19 protein-coding genes and 3 tRNA genes are annotated in these 19,362 nt (G+C 39.7%); 11 read left to right on the top strand and 11 right to left on the bottom strand.

The features are described from left to right. Position 1 precedes the first annotated feature (1 nt). On the top strand, positions 2–2,020 hold the full coding sequence (gene uvrB, locus E2H97_RS11930; protein WP_133407348.1) for an excinuclease ABC subunit UvrB: 2,019 nt from the start codon (positions 2–4) through the stop codon (positions 2,018–2,020). A 48-nt stretch (positions 2,021–2,068) separates the two neighbouring features. Here uvrB and E2H97_RS11925 read toward each other — a convergent pair whose 3' ends face one another. Further along, positions 2,069–2,956 (bottom strand): LysR family transcriptional regulator, encoded by an 888-nt coding sequence (locus tag E2H97_RS11925; RefSeq protein WP_218938214.1) that lies wholly within the window; start codon positions 2,954–2,956, stop codon positions 2,069–2,071. 84 nt (positions 2,957–3,040) lie between these two features. Between E2H97_RS11925 and E2H97_RS11920 the strand changes: the two genes are divergently transcribed. Continuing rightward, positions 3,041–3,451: a PACE efflux transporter gene (locus E2H97_RS11920; protein WP_133407346.1), complete on the top strand. Its 411-nt coding sequence runs from the start codon at positions 3,041–3,043 to the stop codon at positions 3,449–3,451. A 16-nt stretch (positions 3,452–3,467) separates the two neighbouring features. Next, positions 3,468–4,064, top strand: coding sequence for an FMN-dependent NADH-azoreductase (locus E2H97_RS11915; RefSeq protein WP_133407345.1), 597 nt, complete (start codon positions 3,468–3,470; stop codon positions 4,062–4,064). A gap of 73 nt (positions 4,065–4,137) precedes the next feature. On the opposite strand, the gene E2H97_RS11910 is transcribed toward E2H97_RS11915, so the two are convergent. From E2H97_RS11910 to queC, 3 genes are all read right to left on the bottom strand, one after another. After that, a complete protein-coding gene (locus E2H97_RS11910) occupies positions 4,138–5,205 on the bottom strand; it encodes an acylglycerol kinase family protein (RefSeq protein WP_133407344.1) in 1,068 nt (355 codons plus the stop codon). Positions 5,206–5,358: 153 nt separating this feature from the next. Further along, complete coding sequence (gene rrtA, locus E2H97_RS11905) at positions 5,359–5,961, bottom strand: rhombosortase (RefSeq protein WP_425466788.1); 603 nt, start codon at positions 5,959–5,961, stop codon at positions 5,359–5,361. Then, entirely contained in the window at positions 5,942–6,652 is a 711-nt protein-coding gene (gene queC, locus E2H97_RS11900) for a 7-cyano-7-deazaguanine synthase QueC (protein ID WP_133407343.1), read from the bottom strand. The genes rrtA and queC overlap by 20 nt, the downstream gene beginning before the upstream one ends. A gap of 188 nt (positions 6,653–6,840) precedes the next feature. On the opposite strand from queC, the gene E2H97_RS11895 reads away from it, so the two are divergent. The 4 genes from E2H97_RS11895 to E2H97_RS11880 all read left to right on the top strand — a co-directional run bounded on the left by E2H97_RS11895 (position 6,841) and on the right by E2H97_RS11880 (position 10,585). Further along, the gene (locus E2H97_RS11895) at positions 6,841–7,191 is read left to right on the top strand and encodes a VOC family protein (protein WP_133407342.1); all 351 of its coding nucleotides are present in this window, start codon (positions 6,841–6,843) and stop codon (positions 7,189–7,191) included. 116 nt (positions 7,192–7,307) lie between these two features. Next, positions 7,308–7,976, top strand: coding sequence for a 7-carboxy-7-deazaguanine synthase QueE (gene queE / locus E2H97_RS11890; RefSeq protein WP_133407341.1), 669 nt, complete (start codon positions 7,308–7,310; stop codon positions 7,974–7,976). A 69-nt stretch (positions 7,977–8,045) separates the two neighbouring features. Further along, positions 8,046–9,224 (top strand): hypothetical protein, encoded by a 1,179-nt coding sequence (locus E2H97_RS11885; RefSeq protein WP_133407340.1) that lies wholly within the window; start codon positions 8,046–8,048, stop codon positions 9,222–9,224. Positions 9,225–9,400: 176 nt separating this feature from the next. Continuing rightward, positions 9,401–10,585, top strand: a complete 1,185-nt coding sequence (locus E2H97_RS11880; protein WP_133407339.1) for a hypothetical protein — start codon at positions 9,401–9,403, stop codon at positions 10,583–10,585. A 41-nt stretch (positions 10,586–10,626) separates the two neighbouring features. Here E2H97_RS11880 and E2H97_RS11875 read toward each other — a convergent pair whose 3' ends face one another. From E2H97_RS11875 to E2H97_RS11860, 4 genes are all read right to left on the bottom strand, one after another. Next, positions 10,627–11,670 (bottom strand): PLP-dependent cysteine synthase family protein, encoded by a 1,044-nt coding sequence (locus E2H97_RS11875; RefSeq protein WP_133407338.1) that lies wholly within the window; start codon positions 11,668–11,670, stop codon positions 10,627–10,629. 96 nt (positions 11,671–11,766) lie between these two features. After that, positions 11,767–11,851 (bottom strand) — tRNA-Tyr (locus tag E2H97_RS11870). Positions 11,852–11,884: 33 nt separating this feature from the next. Beyond that, positions 11,885–11,969: transfer RNA gene (locus E2H97_RS11865), tRNA-Tyr, on the bottom strand. A 26-nt stretch (positions 11,970–11,995) separates the two neighbouring features. Further along, positions 11,996–12,080, bottom strand: a tRNA-Tyr gene (locus E2H97_RS11860). A gap of 125 nt (positions 12,081–12,205) precedes the next feature. On the opposite strand from E2H97_RS11860, the gene E2H97_RS11855 reads away from it, so the two are divergent. From E2H97_RS11855 to E2H97_RS11845, 3 genes are all read left to right on the top strand, one after another. Then, positions 12,206–12,640 carry a VC2046/SO_2500 family protein gene (locus E2H97_RS11855; RefSeq protein WP_133407337.1) on the top strand — a complete coding sequence of 145 codons (435 nt, stop codon included), beginning with the start codon at positions 12,206–12,208 and terminating at the stop codon, positions 12,638–12,640. Between the two features lie 64 nt (positions 12,641–12,704). Then, the gene (locus E2H97_RS11850) at positions 12,705–12,998 is read left to right on the top strand and encodes a DUF406 family protein (protein WP_133407336.1); all 294 of its coding nucleotides are present in this window, start codon (positions 12,705–12,707) and stop codon (positions 12,996–12,998) included. 98 nt (positions 12,999–13,096) lie between these two features. Next, complete coding sequence (locus E2H97_RS11845; RefSeq protein WP_133407335.1) at positions 13,097–15,283, top strand: sensor domain-containing phosphodiesterase; 2,187 nt, start codon at positions 13,097–13,099, stop codon at positions 15,281–15,283. A gap of 78 nt (positions 15,284–15,361) precedes the next feature. Here the strand turns inward: E2H97_RS11845 and E2H97_RS11840 are convergent, their stop codons facing one another. The 3 genes from E2H97_RS11840 to E2H97_RS11830 form a co-directional block, all read right to left on the bottom strand. After that, the gene (locus tag E2H97_RS11840; RefSeq protein ID WP_133407334.1) at positions 15,362–15,853 is read right to left on the bottom strand and encodes a YchJ family protein; all 492 of its coding nucleotides are present in this window, start codon (positions 15,851–15,853) and stop codon (positions 15,362–15,364) included. 2 nt (positions 15,854–15,855) lie between these two features. Then, entirely contained in the window at positions 15,856–16,401 is a 546-nt protein-coding gene (locus tag E2H97_RS11835) for a hypothetical protein (protein ID WP_133407333.1), read from the bottom strand. A 155-nt stretch (positions 16,402–16,556) separates the two neighbouring features. After that, entirely contained in the window at positions 16,557–18,401 is a 1,845-nt protein-coding gene (locus tag E2H97_RS11830; RefSeq protein WP_133407332.1) for a M2 family metallopeptidase, read from the bottom strand. A 271-nt stretch (positions 18,402–18,672) separates the two neighbouring features. On the opposite strand from E2H97_RS11830, the gene psrA reads away from it, so the two are divergent. Next, positions 18,673–19,293, top strand: a complete 621-nt coding sequence (psrA, locus tag E2H97_RS11825; RefSeq protein ID WP_133407331.1) for a TetR family transcriptional repressor PsrA — start codon at positions 18,673–18,675, stop codon at positions 19,291–19,293. Positions 19,294–19,362: the final 69 nt, after the last annotated feature.

Here is a 19,362-nt window from a genome sequence, read left to right as displayed (position 1 = left end):
CGTGTCAGATAACGTTTTTCAATTAGAGTCAAAATTCAAACCTGCAGGTGATCAACCGACAGCGATTACTCAGCTCGTTGATGGCTTGGAATCAGGTATAGCCGCACAAACCTTATTGGGTGTTACCGGCTCGGGTAAAACATTCACGGTTGCTAATGTAATTGCAAAGTTAGGTCGCCCAACCATCATCATGGCGCCGAATAAAACCTTAGCGGCACAGTTATACGGTGAAATGAAAGAGTTTTTTCCTCACAATGCGGTTGAGTACTTTGTTTCTTACTATGACTACTATCAACCCGAAGCTTATGTTCCAGCTTCCAATACCTTTATTGAAAAAGACGCATCGGTAAATGCTCACATTGAGCAAATGCGTCTGTCTGCCACAAAAGCCTTGTTAGAACGACGAGATGTGGTGCTTGTCGCTTCCGTATCGGCGATTTACGGTTTGGGCGATCCAGATTCTTACATGAAAATGCTGCTTCATCTTCGCCAAGGTGACTTTATGGGGCAGCGAGATATTCTAAAACGTTTAAGTGAACTGCAATACACTCGCAATGATGTGGAGCTACAGCGAGGTACCTTTAGAGTTCGAGGAGAAGTGATTGATATCTTCCCAGCTGACTCAGATAGAGATGCGGTTCGAGTTGAGTTATTCGATGATGAAATTGAGCGCATCAGTGAGTTTGACCCGTTAACAGGAAAGCAAACGCGAAAGTTAGCACGTACTACTATTTACCCGAAAACTCACTATGTGACTCCAAGAGAAACCATTTTAGGTGCCACTGAGAAAATCAAAGAAGAACTCAAATGGCGTAAAGAAGAGTTACTGCAAAACAACAAACTGATTGAAGCTCAACGGATCACTGAGCGCACTCAATACGATTTAGAAATGATGATCGAGCTCGGTTATTGTTCTGGCATTGAGAACTATTCGCGCTATTTATCCGGTCGTGCCGAGGGCGATGGACCACCAACGTTGTTAGATTACTTACCAGCAGATGGTTTGTTGGTGATTGACGAGTCTCACGTTACCGTTCCTCAAATTGGTGCCATGTATAAAGGGGATCGTTCTCGTAAAACCACACTGGTGGAATATGGTTTCCGTCTGCCGTCAGCATTGGATAATCGTCCACTTAAGTTTGATGAGTTTGAAAACTTAATGCCGCAGACGATATATGTATCAGCAACACCAAGTGATTATGAAATCGAAAAAAGTGAGGGTGAAATTGCTGAGCAGGTGGTGCGTCCAACAGGTTTATTAGATCCTGAAATTGAAGTGCGACCTGTTGCTATTCAGGTTGATGATTTACTGTCGGAAGTGGGAAAACGAGTAGCAGTTAATGAGCGAGTGTTGGTGACGACTCTGACTAAACGTATGGCAGAGGATTTGAGTGAATACCTCGATGAGCATGGAGTAAAAGTTCGTTATCTGCATTCTGATATTGATACCGTTGAGCGGGTAGAAATCATTCGTGATCTACGCCTAGGTAAATTTGATGTGTTAGTCGGTATTAACTTATTACGAGAAGGCTTAGATATGCCGGAAGTCTCGCTGGTGTGTATTTTTGATGCAGACAAAGAAGGTTTTTTACGATCAGAAAGATCGCTTATCCAGACTATTGGTCGTGCAGCGCGTAACGTCAATGGTAAGGTAATTTTATACGCTGATCGCATCACTAAATCCATGAAAAAAGCCATGGATGAAACAGAAAGACGTCGAGCAAAACAAAGAACTTTTAACGAGGAACATGGCATTATTCCAAAAGGTGTTGTTAAGCGGATCACTGATGTTATGGATGTTGGTGATAGCGTTGAAGAGCAAAGCGCTATTTCTGAATATCGTGAAGTTGCTGAGCCTAAAGGAAAATACCAACTGAGAGACATTGCAGCATTAAGCCGTGAAGTTGATGCACTTGAAAAGCAAATGCTAGAGCACGCGCGCAACCTTGAGTTTGAGCAAGCCGCTGAGTTACGTGATAAAGTGAAAAATCTACGTGAACAAATGTTGAACGCAAATTAATACTAGGAAAATTAAAAATGGTAGGGGTTAATATTCAATGATCCCCTATCAAATAAGCTTAATGTACGATTTTTTCAGTTCATTAAACAACCAAGATAATGCAGGGCCTTTAGCATTTCCTCTTTTAGTTACTATATCTACAGGTAAATTCCAAGGTTTATGATCGAATGAAACCTTAATTTTACAGAGTTTTTTTTCTTTGAGTTTTTCTTCAACCATGTAAGAGGGTAAATAAGCCCACCCTATGTTTTGCTCTACCATCGATAGCATGGAGTCAAAGGCATTACTCCACCATAACTTCTTAGAAAAGGAAATAAACTGTTGTAATTCTTTTCCTTGTTCTCCTCGTAAAACGATCTGGCGATAAGGTAGCAAACTATTATCGTTAACGATAGATAAATCAGCTAAAGGTGAAGAAGGGTGACAAACAGGATAGAACTTAATATTGCCCACATAACATATTTCGACCTCATGTTTAAACGCTAAATCAGAGAACATAATACCGACGTCGATATTGTCGTTATAAAAGCTGTTAACGATATCTGTGCTCGCGATGGTTAAAAGTTCAATTTGAGTGTAAGGGTATTGCTGACTGAAATTTTGAAGAGCTTTGTTAAAAAGCGGGGTCTGTACTGCCTTATCAACCGCAATTTTTATGATTTTTTCTTCTTTCTCATGTATTGATTCTGCCACTTTCTCTAGCTCAAATGATTGTTGAAGAATTGCCTTTGCGCATTCGTAAATACGTTCGCCTTCCGTCGTTAAAGTCGGCTTTCTAGTGCTTCTATCAAATAGCTGAATATCTAAATCAATCTCTAAGTTGTTGATGCCTTGGCTAACAGCCGATTGCACTTTACCAAGTTTACGAGCGCAAGCAGAAAATGAACCTAAGTCGGCAGCGAACACCAACATTTTTAAATGCTCAATATTATACATATCATTAAAAGTGATAGTTACTAACTTTTTATAATCATAATTATAGATAATATGGCTATCAAGTTATTTAGTTGGAGTAATCACATGACTAAGAAAGAACGAATTATTCATACAGTACTATTTGAGGCAATTGCGCTAACACTGCTTACGCTGGGGGCAATTATTACTACTGGAAAAGACGCTTTTTCAATGGGCGGGCTTGTCGTTTTGCTTACTGTTATAGCCATGTTTTGGAATTATGGCTATAACCTCGCTTTCGACAAAGTTGTACCTGGAAATCGCCTATCTAGAACCAAGCGCACCCGATTGTTCCATGGAATAGGGTTTGAACTTGGCATGGTCATTTTAACCTTTCCCGTGATCATGTGGTTCTTAAAAACTGACTTTATCAGTGTTCTGATAATGGACATCGGTTTTGTCACATTCTTTTTTGTCTATGCCATTGCTTTTAATTGGCTATATGACATAGCACGTAATCGATTTATTAACGCTTAAGTAAGGTAAATTAATCATGAATATTCTACAAATTAATACCGGAATCCACGGTAGAAGCTCTAAATCAAGCATACTTGCTGACAAAATATTAAATGAACTAGGGGAGAGTCATAGCATTGAAAATCACCTTGTAAGAGATATTTCATTGGCTAGTATTCCGCACATTGATGCTGATAGCTTTAAGAGTTTTGCAGATCCTATTTGTGAAGAAAAACCGACATTATCGGATGTGTTAGTTAAAGAAGTGATGAACAGTGACGTCTTAGTGTTGGGGGTACCCATGTACAACTTAGGTATTCCGTCCACACTAAAAGCTTGGATTGACCATATAGCGAGGCCAAGAATCACATTTCGCTATACTGAAAATGGCGTAGAAGGTTTACTAAAAAATAAAACGGCAATTATTGCAGCGGCTCGTGGTGGAGTCTATCAAGGGACAGACAAAGATGTACAAAGCATTTATGTCAAACAAGTGTTGAATTTTTTGGGTTTTGAAAACATTTATTTTGTTTATGCTGAAGGCATGGCCTTTGGTGAGGAACAGGTCAATAAATCTATGGCAAGTGCTGAGCAAGAAATCAAAAGAGTTTCAGCACTAATTTCAAACCATTAATTTTAGCTCTAAAGGCTGGATATGGCTTCTAATTGGCGGCATATTTGCTACCAAAATGGCTTTGGTTAATCGGTTAATTTGGTGGGTCTCCAGCCACAAGAACGGCTTGGTTTTGTTGCCAAGTCGCTTTAAATGGGAATTCAAAGGTTTGACTATTTTCAAGTTCAAGTAGATTACCACTATTGTTAGTGTCGTAAATGGTTAAACTCTTTCCATGCTCTATGGGGAAGCCCTTGCTCCAATCACAGCCATTTCTATGGCCTGCGCTGGTAAGTTTGATAAGGCGAGGAACATTCATAAATATGCCACCGTCCTCGGCGATATGAACTTCACCACGAAGTTGGTCATTATGGTACCACTGAGGTCTAATTGAAGGGCTCAGTTTCAAGTCACCGATAAATCCTAAAGTCGTCATCGCCAAGTTGCCAATATCACCGCTATAAAGTTCTTGTTGCTCATGGTCGACGATTCGAATAGAAAGCCCTTTCCATCTCCAAGTTGCACTCAATGCCCGTAAGTTTGTTTCCATATTACTACCAATTAACCAACGAGTTCGAGCAAGGCAATCTGGTGATTCATCTGCTGCTTCTTTACTTTTTAGTGTGTCACGAGAAATACCAGCAAAAGCATCAATAAAGGCTATCGATTCATTATCAGTAGGCTCTCCTTCTGGTGTAAGTTGCTTGATAGTGTAGCTACCAATACTCGCACCTTGTGTGCCATGAATGATATCCAGAAAATCGTTTTGGGTTTTGGGGAAAAGGTTTAAGGCATGAGCGCAATCATTAAGAGTCCCTAATGGTAAAACGCCAATTTGGACTGTATCTCTCTTTTCGTGAAACTGCCTTATAACAGGAGATAATGTACCATCACCACCGCAAGCAAATACCCTTAAAACGTCACCATCAGATGGAGTAATAGGACAATCTGTGTTATCGAGCCATTCTTGTACCACTAAGCCCGAATCCGTTTGTTCTGGTGTCGTTTGGATAACGCTATAAGCGGTTTCCTCATCAAAATCAAAACCACTTTTTATCCAGTTAAACGTGGAGGTAGATCTTCCACTGTTTGCAGCTGGATTTACAATAAACAGTGTATGATCTGGATCTGTAAAAGTGTATGGTGTTCCTGCTACAGCCATAGAAAATACCGAAATGACATAGGGCTATGAAAAGGTACAACTTTTTAAGTTACAAATTAAGACTGATTGGATATGGCTTATGATTTGGCGAAATATATAGCTGAAAAATTGATATGCATAAGCCTTTGATGAACAAAGGCTCCTGTTTATTTTTCATTTCTTTAGTTGTTTACTGGCTAAGATGAATGCAGCAACCACAAACCCAGAAACCATTCCGATAAGGTGAGATTCAGTGGCGACAGGTGCATTGATCATTGAAGCAACATCCGCACTGGCACCATATAGTTGCTCGTGAGCGACTTTCATGATGATACCAATCAACAGCAACCAACCGGTACGCATTTCGGCTCGAATATCCATAATCGCACCGTAAGCAAATAACCCATGTAGAACACCGGATAAACCCACATAACCTATGGTCGAAGGGTAAAACAGGTAAAGTCCAAGTCCTTCAAGTACGCACCACGCAGCAAACAACATCCATACATCTTTACGGGTGTAGTGCATGTCATGGAGGAATAAAATTACCCATAAACCGCCTAGGTTCATCAGTAGATGCCAATGATTACTGTGGAGAAAGTTACCTGTGACTATGCGCCACAGTTCACCTGAAGATATGTCATGGCGTTGATAAGCAAGGGTGTTATCAATTGAGCCTGAATATAAGCCAAGTAAAAACAATACCCCAGAGATAGCAGTGATCCCTAGGGCAAATTGTAAGGTGTTTGGGAGTAGTTTATTGAGCCATTTCAGCACGTGTTTTCTCTTCCAATGAGTTCATCACTTCGTCTTTGTTATGTAAGTAATGATATAAGCCTTTTGCTCTTAATTCACAAGCAGGGCAGTCACCACAACCATCACCTACAATGCCATTGTAGCAAGTTAGAGTTTCATTTCTGACGGTTTCTAGTGCGCCGTATTTATCAGCTAATGCCCATGTCTCGGCTTTGTCGAGCCACATCAGTGGTGTCATAAGCTCTAACTCATAGTCCATGCCTTGAGCCAAAGCAGAGTTCATCGCTTTTACAAAACCATCTCGACAGTCAGGGTAACCCGAATAGTCTGTTTCACAAACTCCAGTTATTACCGTTTTCGCACCAAGTTGGTATGCGTAAATTCCTGCCAGTGTTAGAAATAAAATGTTGCGACCCGGAACAAAGGTATTAGGTAATCCGTTTTCCATTAAGGTATGAGAAACAGGAATAGAATCGCGAGTTAGGGCGGAAATGGCTAACTCATTCAACAATGAAACATCCATGACTTTATGGCTAGCAATATCTAATTGGTTTGCTAACGCTTTAGCATGTTGGATCTCTTGTTTATGGCGCTGTCCATAGTCGAAGGTGATAGCGTGGACTTCATCGAAATGTGCCTTAGCTTGGAATAAACAAGTCGTAGAATCTTGACCGCCGCTAAAGACGATGACGGCTTTTGAAGTGTTAGACATAACGTAACTTCTATAAGATGAAATAGGGCAACAGTTTAGCTTAGGGGAAGTTTGCAAGCAAAAGTAAATCGATTATTTTGTTTGATAACATTCACAGTTATGTACGTCTAACTAATGGATTACATTCTAGTTTTGCTTTTATGGTGATTTTGTATAACAGTAGAGTTAATTGAACAAAGGAGTGTGACATGAATATTCACAATCAAGTGAACTATCTCGAAATACCAGCAAAAGATATTGTGGCAACCAAAGCCTTCTTTACCCAAGTTTTTGACTGGGAATTTATGGACTTTGGTGATGAATATTGCAGCTTTACTGGCCAGACGGTAAATGGTGGCTTTTATTTGTCTGATACCCAAGTATCAGTAGAAAAGGGCAGTCCTCTTATTGTGCTATATAGTGATGATTTAGAGCAGACTCAAGCCGATATTGAGCAAGCGGGCGGCACTATTGTCCAGCCAGAATTTTCATTCCCCGGCGGACGACGATTTCACTTTGCTGACCCTAATGGTAATGAGTTTGCTGTTTGGGCTGTTTAAACGTTTCGAGTTAGACTGATTATGGTTTTTGGGAGAGTTGTACTTGCAGCTGAGGTCAAAATCCTCTATAACAGCCTCCCTTTTGTAATCAGTCTATCAATCTAGTCGGTGTCACCATGCAATATCCAATCAATGAAGTATTTGAAACCATCCAAGGTGAAGGTAGCCATACGGGGGTTCCTGCTATTTTTGTCAGACTTCAAGGTTGTCCAGTGGGTTGTAGTTGGTGTGATACTAAGCAAACATGGGAACAAGAAGAGCATAATAAAGTTGCACCAGAAGAAGTGATTCAGGTGGATGGCACTATTGGTCGCTGGGCGATGCATACCGCAGAGTCTTTAATGTTAGCTTTTGAAGATAAAGGTTTTTCGGCGAAGTTGGTCGTGATCACAGGTGGTGAGCCTTGTATACATGATTTAACAGCACTAACTCAGGGGTTGCATGCCAAAGGCTATCAAGCCCAAATAGAAACCAGTGGCACCTTTGAGGTTAAGTGTGATGAACAAACCTATGTCACTGTATCACCAAAAATTAATATGAAAGGTGGTTATAAGGTTTTAGAGCAAGCGTTAAATCGAGCGAACGAAATCAAGCACCCAATTGCTAAGCAAGGGCACATTGACGAATTAGATGAGCTTCTTGAAGGCATCGATGTATCAAATAAAACCATCTGTTTGCAGCCGATTAGCCAAAAACCGAGAGCCACTGAATTAGCTATGGCAACCTGTATCGCCCGTAATTGGCGGTTATCTATTCAAACTCATAAGTACTTAGACATTGATTAAAAAAGATTAAGATGACATAACGGATTGATTTCAATATCGTTGGGTGATGAGTTTCGTTTATGTCCTAGTATGGCTACGACTGCCCCAACAAATAAACCATTCAGTTCTGCCAATTTTCTACAACCTAGTGTTGCGTTAATCAGTCAGGATAGCGAAACCTTTAAGCAAGGTTCGATTATCCGATTTTGTTTTAATGATGGAAGTTACTTTTTTTACCATGTAAATACCCCGTTTCCAGAGTCCGACGAAAAGAGAAAGCAGCTGCTCTTTCATTACCTCAACAATACGAAGGGGTATTGCTTTACTGAAATTAATCATTTAGTTAAAGACGAGCTAAAAACTTTTGCGTTATTTACCAAAGAAACATCAACACCTCAGAATAAGTACAATTATATCCAGTTAACTCTGATTTATACTGCTGAGTTAGTGACTGGAAGGTTAGCAGAACACTTAAAGCCCCAAGTACAATCCTCACATGATAACCCCGCACAATTTTTAGCCGCACTTACAGTTTACATCAATTGTTTTCAAGAGAATGCTTGGCTAGCAGAGAGTGAAATAAGCATGTTAAGGGATGAGGTTTTTTCACTTCAGACTATTGCCAAAGGTGAGATCCCAGTGTCTTTTATGGGGTGTTATAGAGTAAGTCAATTACTGAAACGCTCATGCGATAAAATAGAAGGTTCTCAAAACGCGCACCCTAACTTTATTAAATTTACCAATATAATCATCCGCTTTTTAGTTGTGATACTCAAATTACATCAGGTTTACTCCCTAGAGCACGCCGAGGAAGTTGTAGAGTGCCTTAAAGGCGTTTCAAAATATAGAATAGAAGTGGCAAGTGGCCGAGGGATGGCAACAGCCGCCTTGGGAAAATATTTCAAGATAAGAGCCGCAAGTGATATTACTAAACCTAAGGTGCCTTGGCCGGACGTAAGAGTTTATAAAAATGGTATTTTAGAAACCATGAGCCAATATGCTGCTGGAGACGTGTTGTTTCTTCTTCACTTCCCAATGGGCCACTTTATTGACGAGATTGTACAATCTAAGCTTTCTGTCCTTATTTACGCAACGGGTCGACGGGTTTTATTTGAAGGTTTTGAAAATGTTCTGTGCCAATTATTATTGTTTCAGCGTCATCCCGTATATGATGATGACCAAGTTGCTTGTTTGATTGGCATTAATATGAAAACAGAAGACTTCAAAGGTAGAGTAAGCCGAATTCCTAATAAGTACCTGAAAAAATAATATCAGTGAAAATAGTTTCTCTCAGACTGTCTCTATCATTAAAAGCACTATATAGATTTACTTTTAAAACATTAAGTTAAGTTAACGTGGGTTGTGATTTTATCTTCTTTATAATTGGGCGAATAACTAACTTATCTTTATTATCCATGTCATCAAGTTTTTTGTCATACAGTGAATTGCCTGCCGCAACCATGTTAAGTGTTAAACCATTAAGAACTCTCTGTGATGGTATTGAAGAGCATGATGTTACAGATGTGCTTTTAGTTCGTTTACTTTCTGGGAGAGTAAGAAGTTATAAAATACGAAAGTCACATCAGTTACCATTCCACGACGAAAAAAGCTTGAGCACAGCACATGCACCTCACCTTAAAAGTTATCAGTACGAACCTATGGTTTTAAGTGCCGAAATGCAAGATCTCTTGGAGTGTAACAGAGGAATGCATGAAAGCGTCCAATATGATGGTGAATTAGTGGAGCGGGTAAAAAACGAAGCTCATTATTTCAAACAATTTATTTCAACTTACAAACGGCATTTTGGAGGGGATTTATCGGAAGAACAAGAGTTCAGACTAAGAATGCAAGCTATTGGGGGGTCAAAATTGATTTGTTACATAAGGTACTTACAAATATCAAATGTAGGTACTGAGGCACAAATCAGGTTAATACAAGATCAACTTCATGGCTTACTTGAATTAGCAAATTTTGAGCTTCCCGAGAAAATATATGGAGTGTTGGAACTATCAGAAAAGCTCGGAGTTAGATTGACGGGGGATGAATGGTTTGTAACTGAAGAGTGTGAGGAAGGAAAAGAAGAGTTTAAATGTATTGTTAATACTTGTAGAGAGTTCCAATTATTTGGGCTGAACATTTACCAGTTACACAGTAAAGAAAATGCTATAGAAATGTCTGCGTGCTTAAAGCCAATAACGAAACATGCCATAGAAATAGCTTGTGGTCGTTCTTTTACTGGGTTTGCATTGAGGCAGGCAGGGTTTAAGATTCACTCAGCCAGTGATGTTGTTACGCCCGAAATAGCGTGGCCTAAAGCAAGGGTGTATCTAAAATCGGCCTGCGATACGATTAAGTGTTATCAGAAAAGTGATGTGCTATATATTTTGCATTACCCGGTTGATGAACTTTTAATAGAAATTGAGCAGCTTCAGATTCCTGTTTTGATTTTTTTCTCGGGGGATCAGAACCTGCTATGCCAAGTACCCAACCTTCAATTTAAGAACCTGAACTTTGAACATATGCCTAAACTTCATGAAAGTGTAATTTCAGCGTTATTAGGTATGAATATGACAAAGCACCAGTTTGAACTTAAAGTATCGCTTATTCCTTCAGTGTTTATAGGGCGTTAGGATTTAATATTTATTATGAGCAATGGCGTGTTAACCTTTATTTAAGCAAACTGCTCTAGCCAAGATTTGGCTTTTGATAAATCACCAATATTTTCAGTTATCCACTTATCATCATAATAAGTATCTAAATAGCGATTTCCTGAGTCACACAATAAAGTCACAATAGAGCCAGTTTCTCCTTTGGCTTTCATTTCTTTAGCAAGTTTCAATGCGCCGTAAAGGTTAGTCCCCGTTGATGCGCCTGCTTTTCTGCCAATGAGAGTTTGCAGCCAGTGAACCGTTGCAATAGACGCTGTGTCAGGTATTTTAAGCATATGGTCAACCACGCCTGAAATAAAAGAAGGCTCTACTCGTGGGCGACCAATTCCCTCGATTTTACTGCCGGTTTGACAGGTAAGAGCTTTGTTTCCAGTTTGATAGTATTCATAGAAAACGGAATTATCAGAGTCGACAACACAAAGCTTAGTGTCTAAGGCCTGATAGCGAAGGTAACGACCTATTGTTGCTGATGTTCCTCCAGTGCCCGGGCTCATAACAATCCATTTTGGGGTTGGGTGCGGCTCTAATTTCATCTGCAAAAATATTGACTCGGCAATATTGTTATTGCCACGCCAGTCTGTTGCGCGTTCAGCGTAGGTAAACTGATCCATATAATGACCGTTTAACTCTTTGGCTAATCGTTCTGACTCGGCGTAAATCTCGCTGGAATGATCAACAAAATGACACTTTCCACCATAAAATTCGATCTGTTGGATTTTCTTTTTGGCTGTGCTGCTAGGCATAACGGCAATGAAAGGTAGGCCGAGCAGCCTTGCAAAATAGGCTTCCGATACCGCTGTGCTTCCTGAGGAGGACTCAATAATCGTGGTATCTTCTTTTACCCAGCCATTACATAAAGCATAAAGAAAGAGTGAGCGAGCAAGCCGATGCTTCAAGCTACCTGTAGGGTGAGTGCTTTCATCTTTAAGGTAAATATCAATGCCAGCAAGGCTTGGAATATCTAATTTTATTAAATGAGTGTCAGCACTGCGCTGATAGTCAGCTTCAATTTTTTGTATGGCTTTATTTACCCAAGAGTTACTCATTGAAAATTCCATCTAAAAGATTTTGGGTAAAGGATAGAGAAATTAGTATGGAAAAAAAAGCGAATGAGACAAAGAAAGCACTTAAACTAAAGAAAATGGTGGAGGGAGAAGGATTCGAACCTTCGAAGGCGGAGCCGTCAGATTTACAGTCTGATCCCTTTGGCCACTCGGGAACCCCTCCACATAAGATGTGAATAATCAGAAATATGAAGAATGGTGGAGGGAGAAGGATTCGAACCTTCGAAGGCGGAGCCGTCAGATTTACAGTCTGATCCCTTTGGCCACTCGGGAACCCCTCCAATTCATATTGTCTGATTGTGCAAAATGGTGGAGGGAGAAGGATTCGAACCTTCGAAGGCGGAGCCGTCAGATTTACAGTCTGATCCCTTTGGCCACTCGGGAACCCCTCCTTATTTTGCGGCGGCAATAGTAGTCAGATTTTTTCAAACTGTAAAGGGCGAAAGTCAAATAAAGCTAAAGTTCTAGCTCGTATGGTCGATAAATTATCAAAGAACGTCTTTTTTGATGAAAGTTTATGCAGTTGACGCCAGTAATAGTAAATGAGTTAGATATAGGAGGCCAATTAAATAAGGCCACCACATCTAACTATCGCAGTGAGTTTTCGCTGTTACTGGCACTGATGTCTCAAGATGTTCGTTCGATGGCGCCTCACTCAGAGTCCGTAGAGCAACCGTTAATTGCGGATATATCTAAAGAAGATACTCCAATCGATCATGGTTCTGTGTTTCATCAAGATGGTTTAATTGCATTTCGATTACAACACACACTCAAACCAGAAGCCCTAGTTAACCGAGGTTCAAGACCTTTTGGTTTACAGCAAGCAATTGAAAATTGTGATATTCATGTTCAGCAAAAACACAATGTTTCGAAATTACCAACAAAAAAATTGGAACTAAATTTAGTCGATCAAATTCAAAAGCAGGAGCAAATGCTCAATATAGTGATCTGAATCAGAGTTAGGCAGGATTTCTCTAACCTATAATGCATTTTCTTTTGAATTTTGAGGCTTCAAAGTGAAAAGTATTAAACGAAACCAATCTCTGGATGTAAATGATACATGTAATACTTGTGGTGCCTTTGTCGATGTAGGTGCTGTTATTGGTGAAGATGACAAAGAGCTTATTATTTTGTTTTCTGGCAGTTCATCGGAAAAAGAAGCTCAGCAGATGCTGGAAATCGCTACTAGTCAGTTTGATGATGTTAAGTATCATATTGAATCAAATGAAGATAAAACGACATTAGTGCTCACTTTTGCTGTAGCCGTTGAAAAGATGCTATTTCAAATGCAAAACAAACTCGCTGGTTAAATGTTGTCATAAATACAATGAAAACTTGAATTGCACAGTTTTTTTAAAGTAATCTTTGGCCTCATTTTATAGGCTCTTGGCTTTCGTAAGGGACATATGTGAAGCGTCGTAAGTATCAACACATTGTTGAAACCGTTGTTAACTCAGAACAAAAACAACAAGGAAACTTCAAGGAAACGGCCGAGTTGGTTTCTGAGCTATTGTACAAACACCTCAATATTACAGGTGTAAGTGTCTGGTTATTTAAAAATGAGCAAACCGCATTAAGCCTAGTCGCTCATCAAAGACAAGATAGTACGATAGATTTAAAGAACTACATTCAAATCAGTGATTTTAGTGGTTATCTAAAACTTCTTGAAAATAGCCGTTCTATTGATGTTAACGATACTTCTAATGACTCTCGTGTAGATGAATTTCGCGAATTCTATATTAATCCTAATGGCATTAAATCCTTATTAGATGTGCCGATTCGAATTAATGGTCACCTAGAAGGCATTATTAATGTAGAGCGAACGGATCAGCAAAAAAATTGGTCAGATAGCGAAATTTATATTGTTTCTCAATTAGCGGATCAGCTTGCTTTAACGATTGCCACTAAACACACCTATACACAAGATGAACAGTTATCTTTGTTTAAATGTGCTGCCGAACAAGCTCAGCAGATTTTCATGCTCATTAATATGGAAACTCGCATTGTTGAGTTTGTAAATGATGCCTATTCGAAACTCACTGGATTACCAAAGGAACACTTTATTGGTAAGCCCATCACTGAGTTGATGATTTTTAAGTCTAAGCCTGAACTGGCCGAAGAAATGTTTCAGAGTCTTTTACAAGGTAAGCAGGTTGTAGGTGAAGTCAATGTTGTGACGCCTTCTGGAATAAGTTACTGGGCTAGGCATCATTGTAGTCCGTTTATTACTGCTAGAGGGAATAAGTATGCTCTTATCAATAATGAGGACATAACTGAAAAGCGTAGACAACAAGAAGATTTGGAGAGACTTGCTTGGTCCTGTACCCTGACAAATTTAAAAAATCGAACTTACTTCAATAATGCTTTAGAGCGAACTTACAGCGGATACTTGGTTTTAATCGACCTCAAAAACTTTAAGCACTTTAATGATACCTATGGTCATGAAAAAGGCGATGCGCTACTTATTGAAATAGCTAGAAAACTTAAACATTTTTCCGATGTTAAACAAGCTGTAGAGCTTGCGAGAGTTGGTAGTGATGAGTTTGCGCTTATATTGAGTAGTAAATTTACACTGGATGAAATTGAGCATTTAGCTTTGGAATTGTATCAAAGCCTAAGCAGTAAGGTGCAAATCAAGCGTCAGTGGGTTGAGCCTAGGCCCGTAATTGCAGTTGTCGATATTGCAGAAGTCGCGAATGTTGTTTCTCCTCTCACAAGCGCTGATTTGGCTTTGCAAATTGCGAAGAAGAAGGTAGGGATACCCATTCAGTGCTTCAATCATGATTTACTGTCCTCGTTTTTAGATAAAGCACAAATAGAACAAGACTTACATGTTGCGATAAATAATCGACAGTTTGAACTGTATTATCAGCCATTACGTGACTTAAAAACGGGAGAATACACAGGTGCAGAAGCCTTAATTCGTTGGCACCACCCTAAAAAAGGTGTGATATTCCCTGGCAGTTTCATAGAGATAGCCGAACAGACTGGTTTTATTAATGTGCTTGGGGATTGGGTCTTAGAAGAAGCGTGCCGAAAATTAAATTTATGGCATCACCAAAAGCCACATTTAACGATGCATGTAAACGTAGCTGCAAGCCAGTTATTCAGTGGCGATTTGTTCGAAAAAATATGGAATCTGCTTAATAAATATCAGATAACACCACAATCTCTCATACTCGAAATTACTGAAACTGAAATTATGGCTGATATCCAAACAGCCACAACGCTTTGCCAGCAATTATCTGAGTTAGGTGTTGGGTTAGCGATTGATGATTTCGGTACTGGTTACAGTTCAATGCGTTATTTGAAGCAATTACCTATCTCAAAATTAAAAATTGATCGTTCATTTATATCTGATATTACCGATAGCCATGAGAGCCGTGAAATCGTGAATGCGATTATTGCAATGGCTAAAGCTCTAAATCTATCTTTAACTGCCGAAGGTATCGAAACTGGAGAGCAAGAAGATTACTTGATTGATCACCACTGTAATCAAGGTCAGGGTTATTTATACAGCCCAGCATTACGGGAGGCCGACTTTACAAAGTTTATTCGTTTGGATGAGGCTAAAGCTGAGCTCGTAAAAGCATAAATGCTCTTCACTACTAACTAACCCGAGCTCTGGATAAGCAAGCCAATAAAGCTGAACTACTTATACGTACTTATGTGTTTAAGAGCAGCTTCGATTAGCCTCTATGGTTCTTGAGCAGCACTTTTTAAATTTCAAGCCACTGTTACAAAAACATGGATCATTTCGATTAGGTAAAGTAACGTTGAAGTGCTCACCATCCGTATAAAACCATTGACCATCTTTTAAAATAAAATTGGATTTCTCAAAAATGGCATCTAGCTGGTTTGAAAGGGAATACCATGCTTTAAAAGTAACGGTACCAGAATGGGCATTTTGAGTTGAGTCGATAACGTTTAATGCCAACCAATTAGGTAAAGGGGGCGTTGCCAGTTGCTCAGCAGTCACTCCAGGGTGAAAGCCTTCATCTTGAGTTGAAATAATATAATCAAATTGCTTTTTCACAAAAGCGCTATAGCGAGAACGCATGAGTTCTTCAGGAGAGCTCGCGTGTCTAGCTTGATTATGCAGAGGATAACAACAGTTTTGATATAGCTCTTTGGATCCACAAGGGCAAAGTTGATTGTCACTCATTGTTATTCCTTTGGCAGCATTTTTGTTTCACTGAAAAATAACAACTTTTCTGGATTAAGTCCAAAATAATGGTGGGGTTTGGCGTGGCTATTCATTTCGGTTTTCCAAGAAATGACATCAGAAGACTTTTTATCACCGATGATCAAAAATTTTCCCGCAAACTCTGACACATTTTGTTCTGTGTGAGATGCTGGAAAAACACGAATTAAAAAGAACCCAATATCAGTGACCTGCTCTTGAGTAATTTCTCGATTGACCACTCGAAACCCAACACTGACACGTGCATTTTTGTGCTGCACACGATTAAAAAATCGTTGATAAAGCTGTTCAATATCATTGCTTCCATAAACCAAATTTTGCTTTCGGTGCTCAGGAATATAAATAGCGCTTTTGTGGTAAATAGTTGCTAAGCGTTTAGCATCGAGGCTAGAAAACGAATCAATAAAAACCTGATAGTTTTGGTTCATTTTTTGGTTGGCTTGTTGAGAGTCAGCCAATGAGTATGGGTTAAGTAAAAATAAACCAATAAACAGTAGAATTACACGCATGAAATTAACACTTTATAAAACTTAATTGCACTATAAATCATACTAAAATGGGGCGACAGTATAATTTATTAACAAATTATTTCTTGCTTTGATAAATCAATAAAATGCCCGACGGATAAGTCGGGCATTTGCATTACGTTAGTTTAAAAATATTTTTACCAACCACACTGGTTATTTTGCATTTTATTTTGCTTGTCTAACCATACTTTAAGTGGAGCGAAGTAATCTAAAACGGCTTGAGCATCCATTTCACGTTTGCCTGTTACCACTTCAAGAGCATCAGGCCAAGGTTTGCTTGCGCCCATTTCTAGCATTTTGTTTAGCTTTTCTCCAGCCGCTTTATTTCCATATACAGAACAACGGTTCACAGGACCTTTATCGCCAGCAATGTCACACAATGCTTTGTGGAATTGGAACTGAAGAATATGCGCTAAGAAGTAGCGAGTGTATGGAACATTACCTGGCACGTGATATTTCGCACCTGGATCAAAGTCACTTTCGCTACGAGCCATTGGCGCTTTAACACCTTGATACTTCTCACGCAGTTCCCACCAAGCTTTGTTGTATTCACTTGGCTTGATCTCACCGTTAAACACCTTCCAGCGCCATTGATCGATCATTAAGCCAAATGGCATAAAGGCAACTTTATCAAGCGCGAGTTTTAGTAGAAGGCCAATATCTTTTGATTCGTCAGGTACTTGCTCAAGCAGACCAATTTCTTTTAAGTACTTTGGTGTAATAGAAAGGGCAATGGTGTCACCAATGGCTTCATGGAAACCGTCGTTAGCACTGTTTTGGAATAAGAAAGGCTGATCTTTATAAGCACGTTGATAGATGTTGTGACCCAGTTCGTGATGAATCACCACAAATTCTTCACCCGTTTTTTGGATACACATCTTGATGCGGATATCTTCTTGGTTATCTAAGTCCCAAGCAGATGCATGACAAACAACATCACGATCTTTTGGTTGAACAAACAGAGAACGCTTCCAGAAGGTATCTGGTAACTTTTCAAAGCCCATAGAGGTAAAGAAACCGTCCGCTTGTTTTACCATCTTGATTTCATCGTACTGATGTTTCGCAAGCAACTTAGTTACATCGTAACCTGGATCACCATTTTCAGGTGCTACATCATCATAAATGTTGCCCCAAGACTGTGCCCACATGTTACCTAATAAGTGCGCTGGAATAGGGCCATTTTTTGGAACTACTTCATCACCATATTTTTGATTCAAATTACCGCGAACATAGCAGTGTAATGAGTCATATAAAGGCTTAACTTGTCCCCATAGACGGTCTAGCTCGTTTGAGAAATCATCTGGTTTCATGTCGTATTGGCTACGCCATAATTGCGATAGATCGCTAAACCCTAAATTTCTAGCACCTTCGTTTGCCAGCTCTACTTCTCGCTCGAATAAAGGACGCATAGGCTTAGAAATGTTACGCCAACCGTTCCAAACCTCTTCAAGTAATTTTGGATCGCTTGATTCCGCCATAATTGCAGAAAGTTCAGGTAGCGTCAGGCACTTACCGTCTTGAAAGCAGTACTTGCCTTTACCATACATACCATTAAGTTCAGCGCTGATGTTGGCTAATTCCGCGTTCTTTTTTGGATCAAGCGGAGCAGGAAGCACTAGGCTGGTTCTTAGCATGTGTAATTTACGTGCGTTTACAGGATCTAGTGCAACATCCGCGTATTTAGCCGCTTCAGTAGCAAATTTTACTGAGCTGGCAGTGGTTTTCTCGCCTACCGCAGCAGCTAATGCCGCTGTATCTTCGGTGATAAAGTTGCTGTAAATCCATTCTGCACGATTTGCTTCGATTGAAAGCTCTGCAAGCTTAGTTTCAGCATCGTGAATAAAAGCTTTAGCTTGTTCTGTTGTGGCAACTGGAGCTTTTTGTTTTTTCTCTTCAGCGTCTTGTCCACCGCAGGCACTTAACCCTAAGCTTAAGGCAACGATAAGAGATAGTTGCGAAGGTTTATTTATTATTGATTTCATGTGGTCGATTTCCTAATCATGATAGCGCGCCCATACTACCTAAACTTTAGTGTTTTTGCATTAGTGTCACACTCTCTACATCTCAATTACGCGATTATCATTTGGTTTTTTTATAGCCTAAACCTGTAACGTATTATCACAACTTATAAATTTTTATGGCTAGATAATAAAGCTAATGAATCTGTTTAAGACGCAGGTATAAAGATTGACAATGCTCACATTAAGCAGTAATTTTAAACAACTGTTTGAATTTTGATGGTGAGTTAATGGTATGGCGTCAGCGAGAGGTACAAAAAATAAAATTCTCAATGCTGCAGAAAAGCTGTTTGCTGAACGTGGGTTTTCTGAAACATCGTTGCGGTTAATTACCAGTAAAGCAGAGGTGAATTTAGCTTCGGTCAATTATCATTTTGGTTCCAAAAAAGAGCTAATCCGTGCCGTATTGGCGAGATATCTTGATGTTTTTATGCCCGCAGCCGTGACTTCGCTTGAGCAGCTTCCTGAAGATAGTAGTTTGGAGGATGTATTTTCCAGCTTAGTCAATCCACTGCTTGAATTGAAGCGATTGCACCCTGAGGCAACAAGTAACTTTTTACAGTTGATTAGCCGAGGGTATATAGAAAGCCAAGGTCACCTGCGATGGTTTTTTACCACTCATTATGGAAGTTCACTTGCTGTGTTTATCAACGCAGTAAAAAGTTGTGCTCCGGATATTCCTGCTTCAGATATGTTCTGGCGACTACACTTTACATTAGGTACTGTGGTTTTCACCATGGCTTCATCAGATGCTTTAATGGAAATTGCAGCAGCCGATTTTGAGGAGCACAATGACATTGAAACAGTGATCCGCAAACTGATCCCTTATATGGCTTCAGGCGTAACTAGCTCATAGGGAGCGTTTAAACGCAAAGTGTGTGCTTACATAGTTCGGGCTGACATTAAGGTCCTGTTAAGAACGTTT

This window comes from Parashewanella tropica (assembly GCF_004358445.1).
Classification (GTDB): domain Bacteria; phylum Pseudomonadota; class Gammaproteobacteria; order Enterobacterales; family Shewanellaceae; genus Parashewanella; species Parashewanella tropica.
The sequence above is the reverse complement of the archived record's forward strand: the minus strand, read 5'-3'. Positions and strand labels throughout refer to the sequence as shown.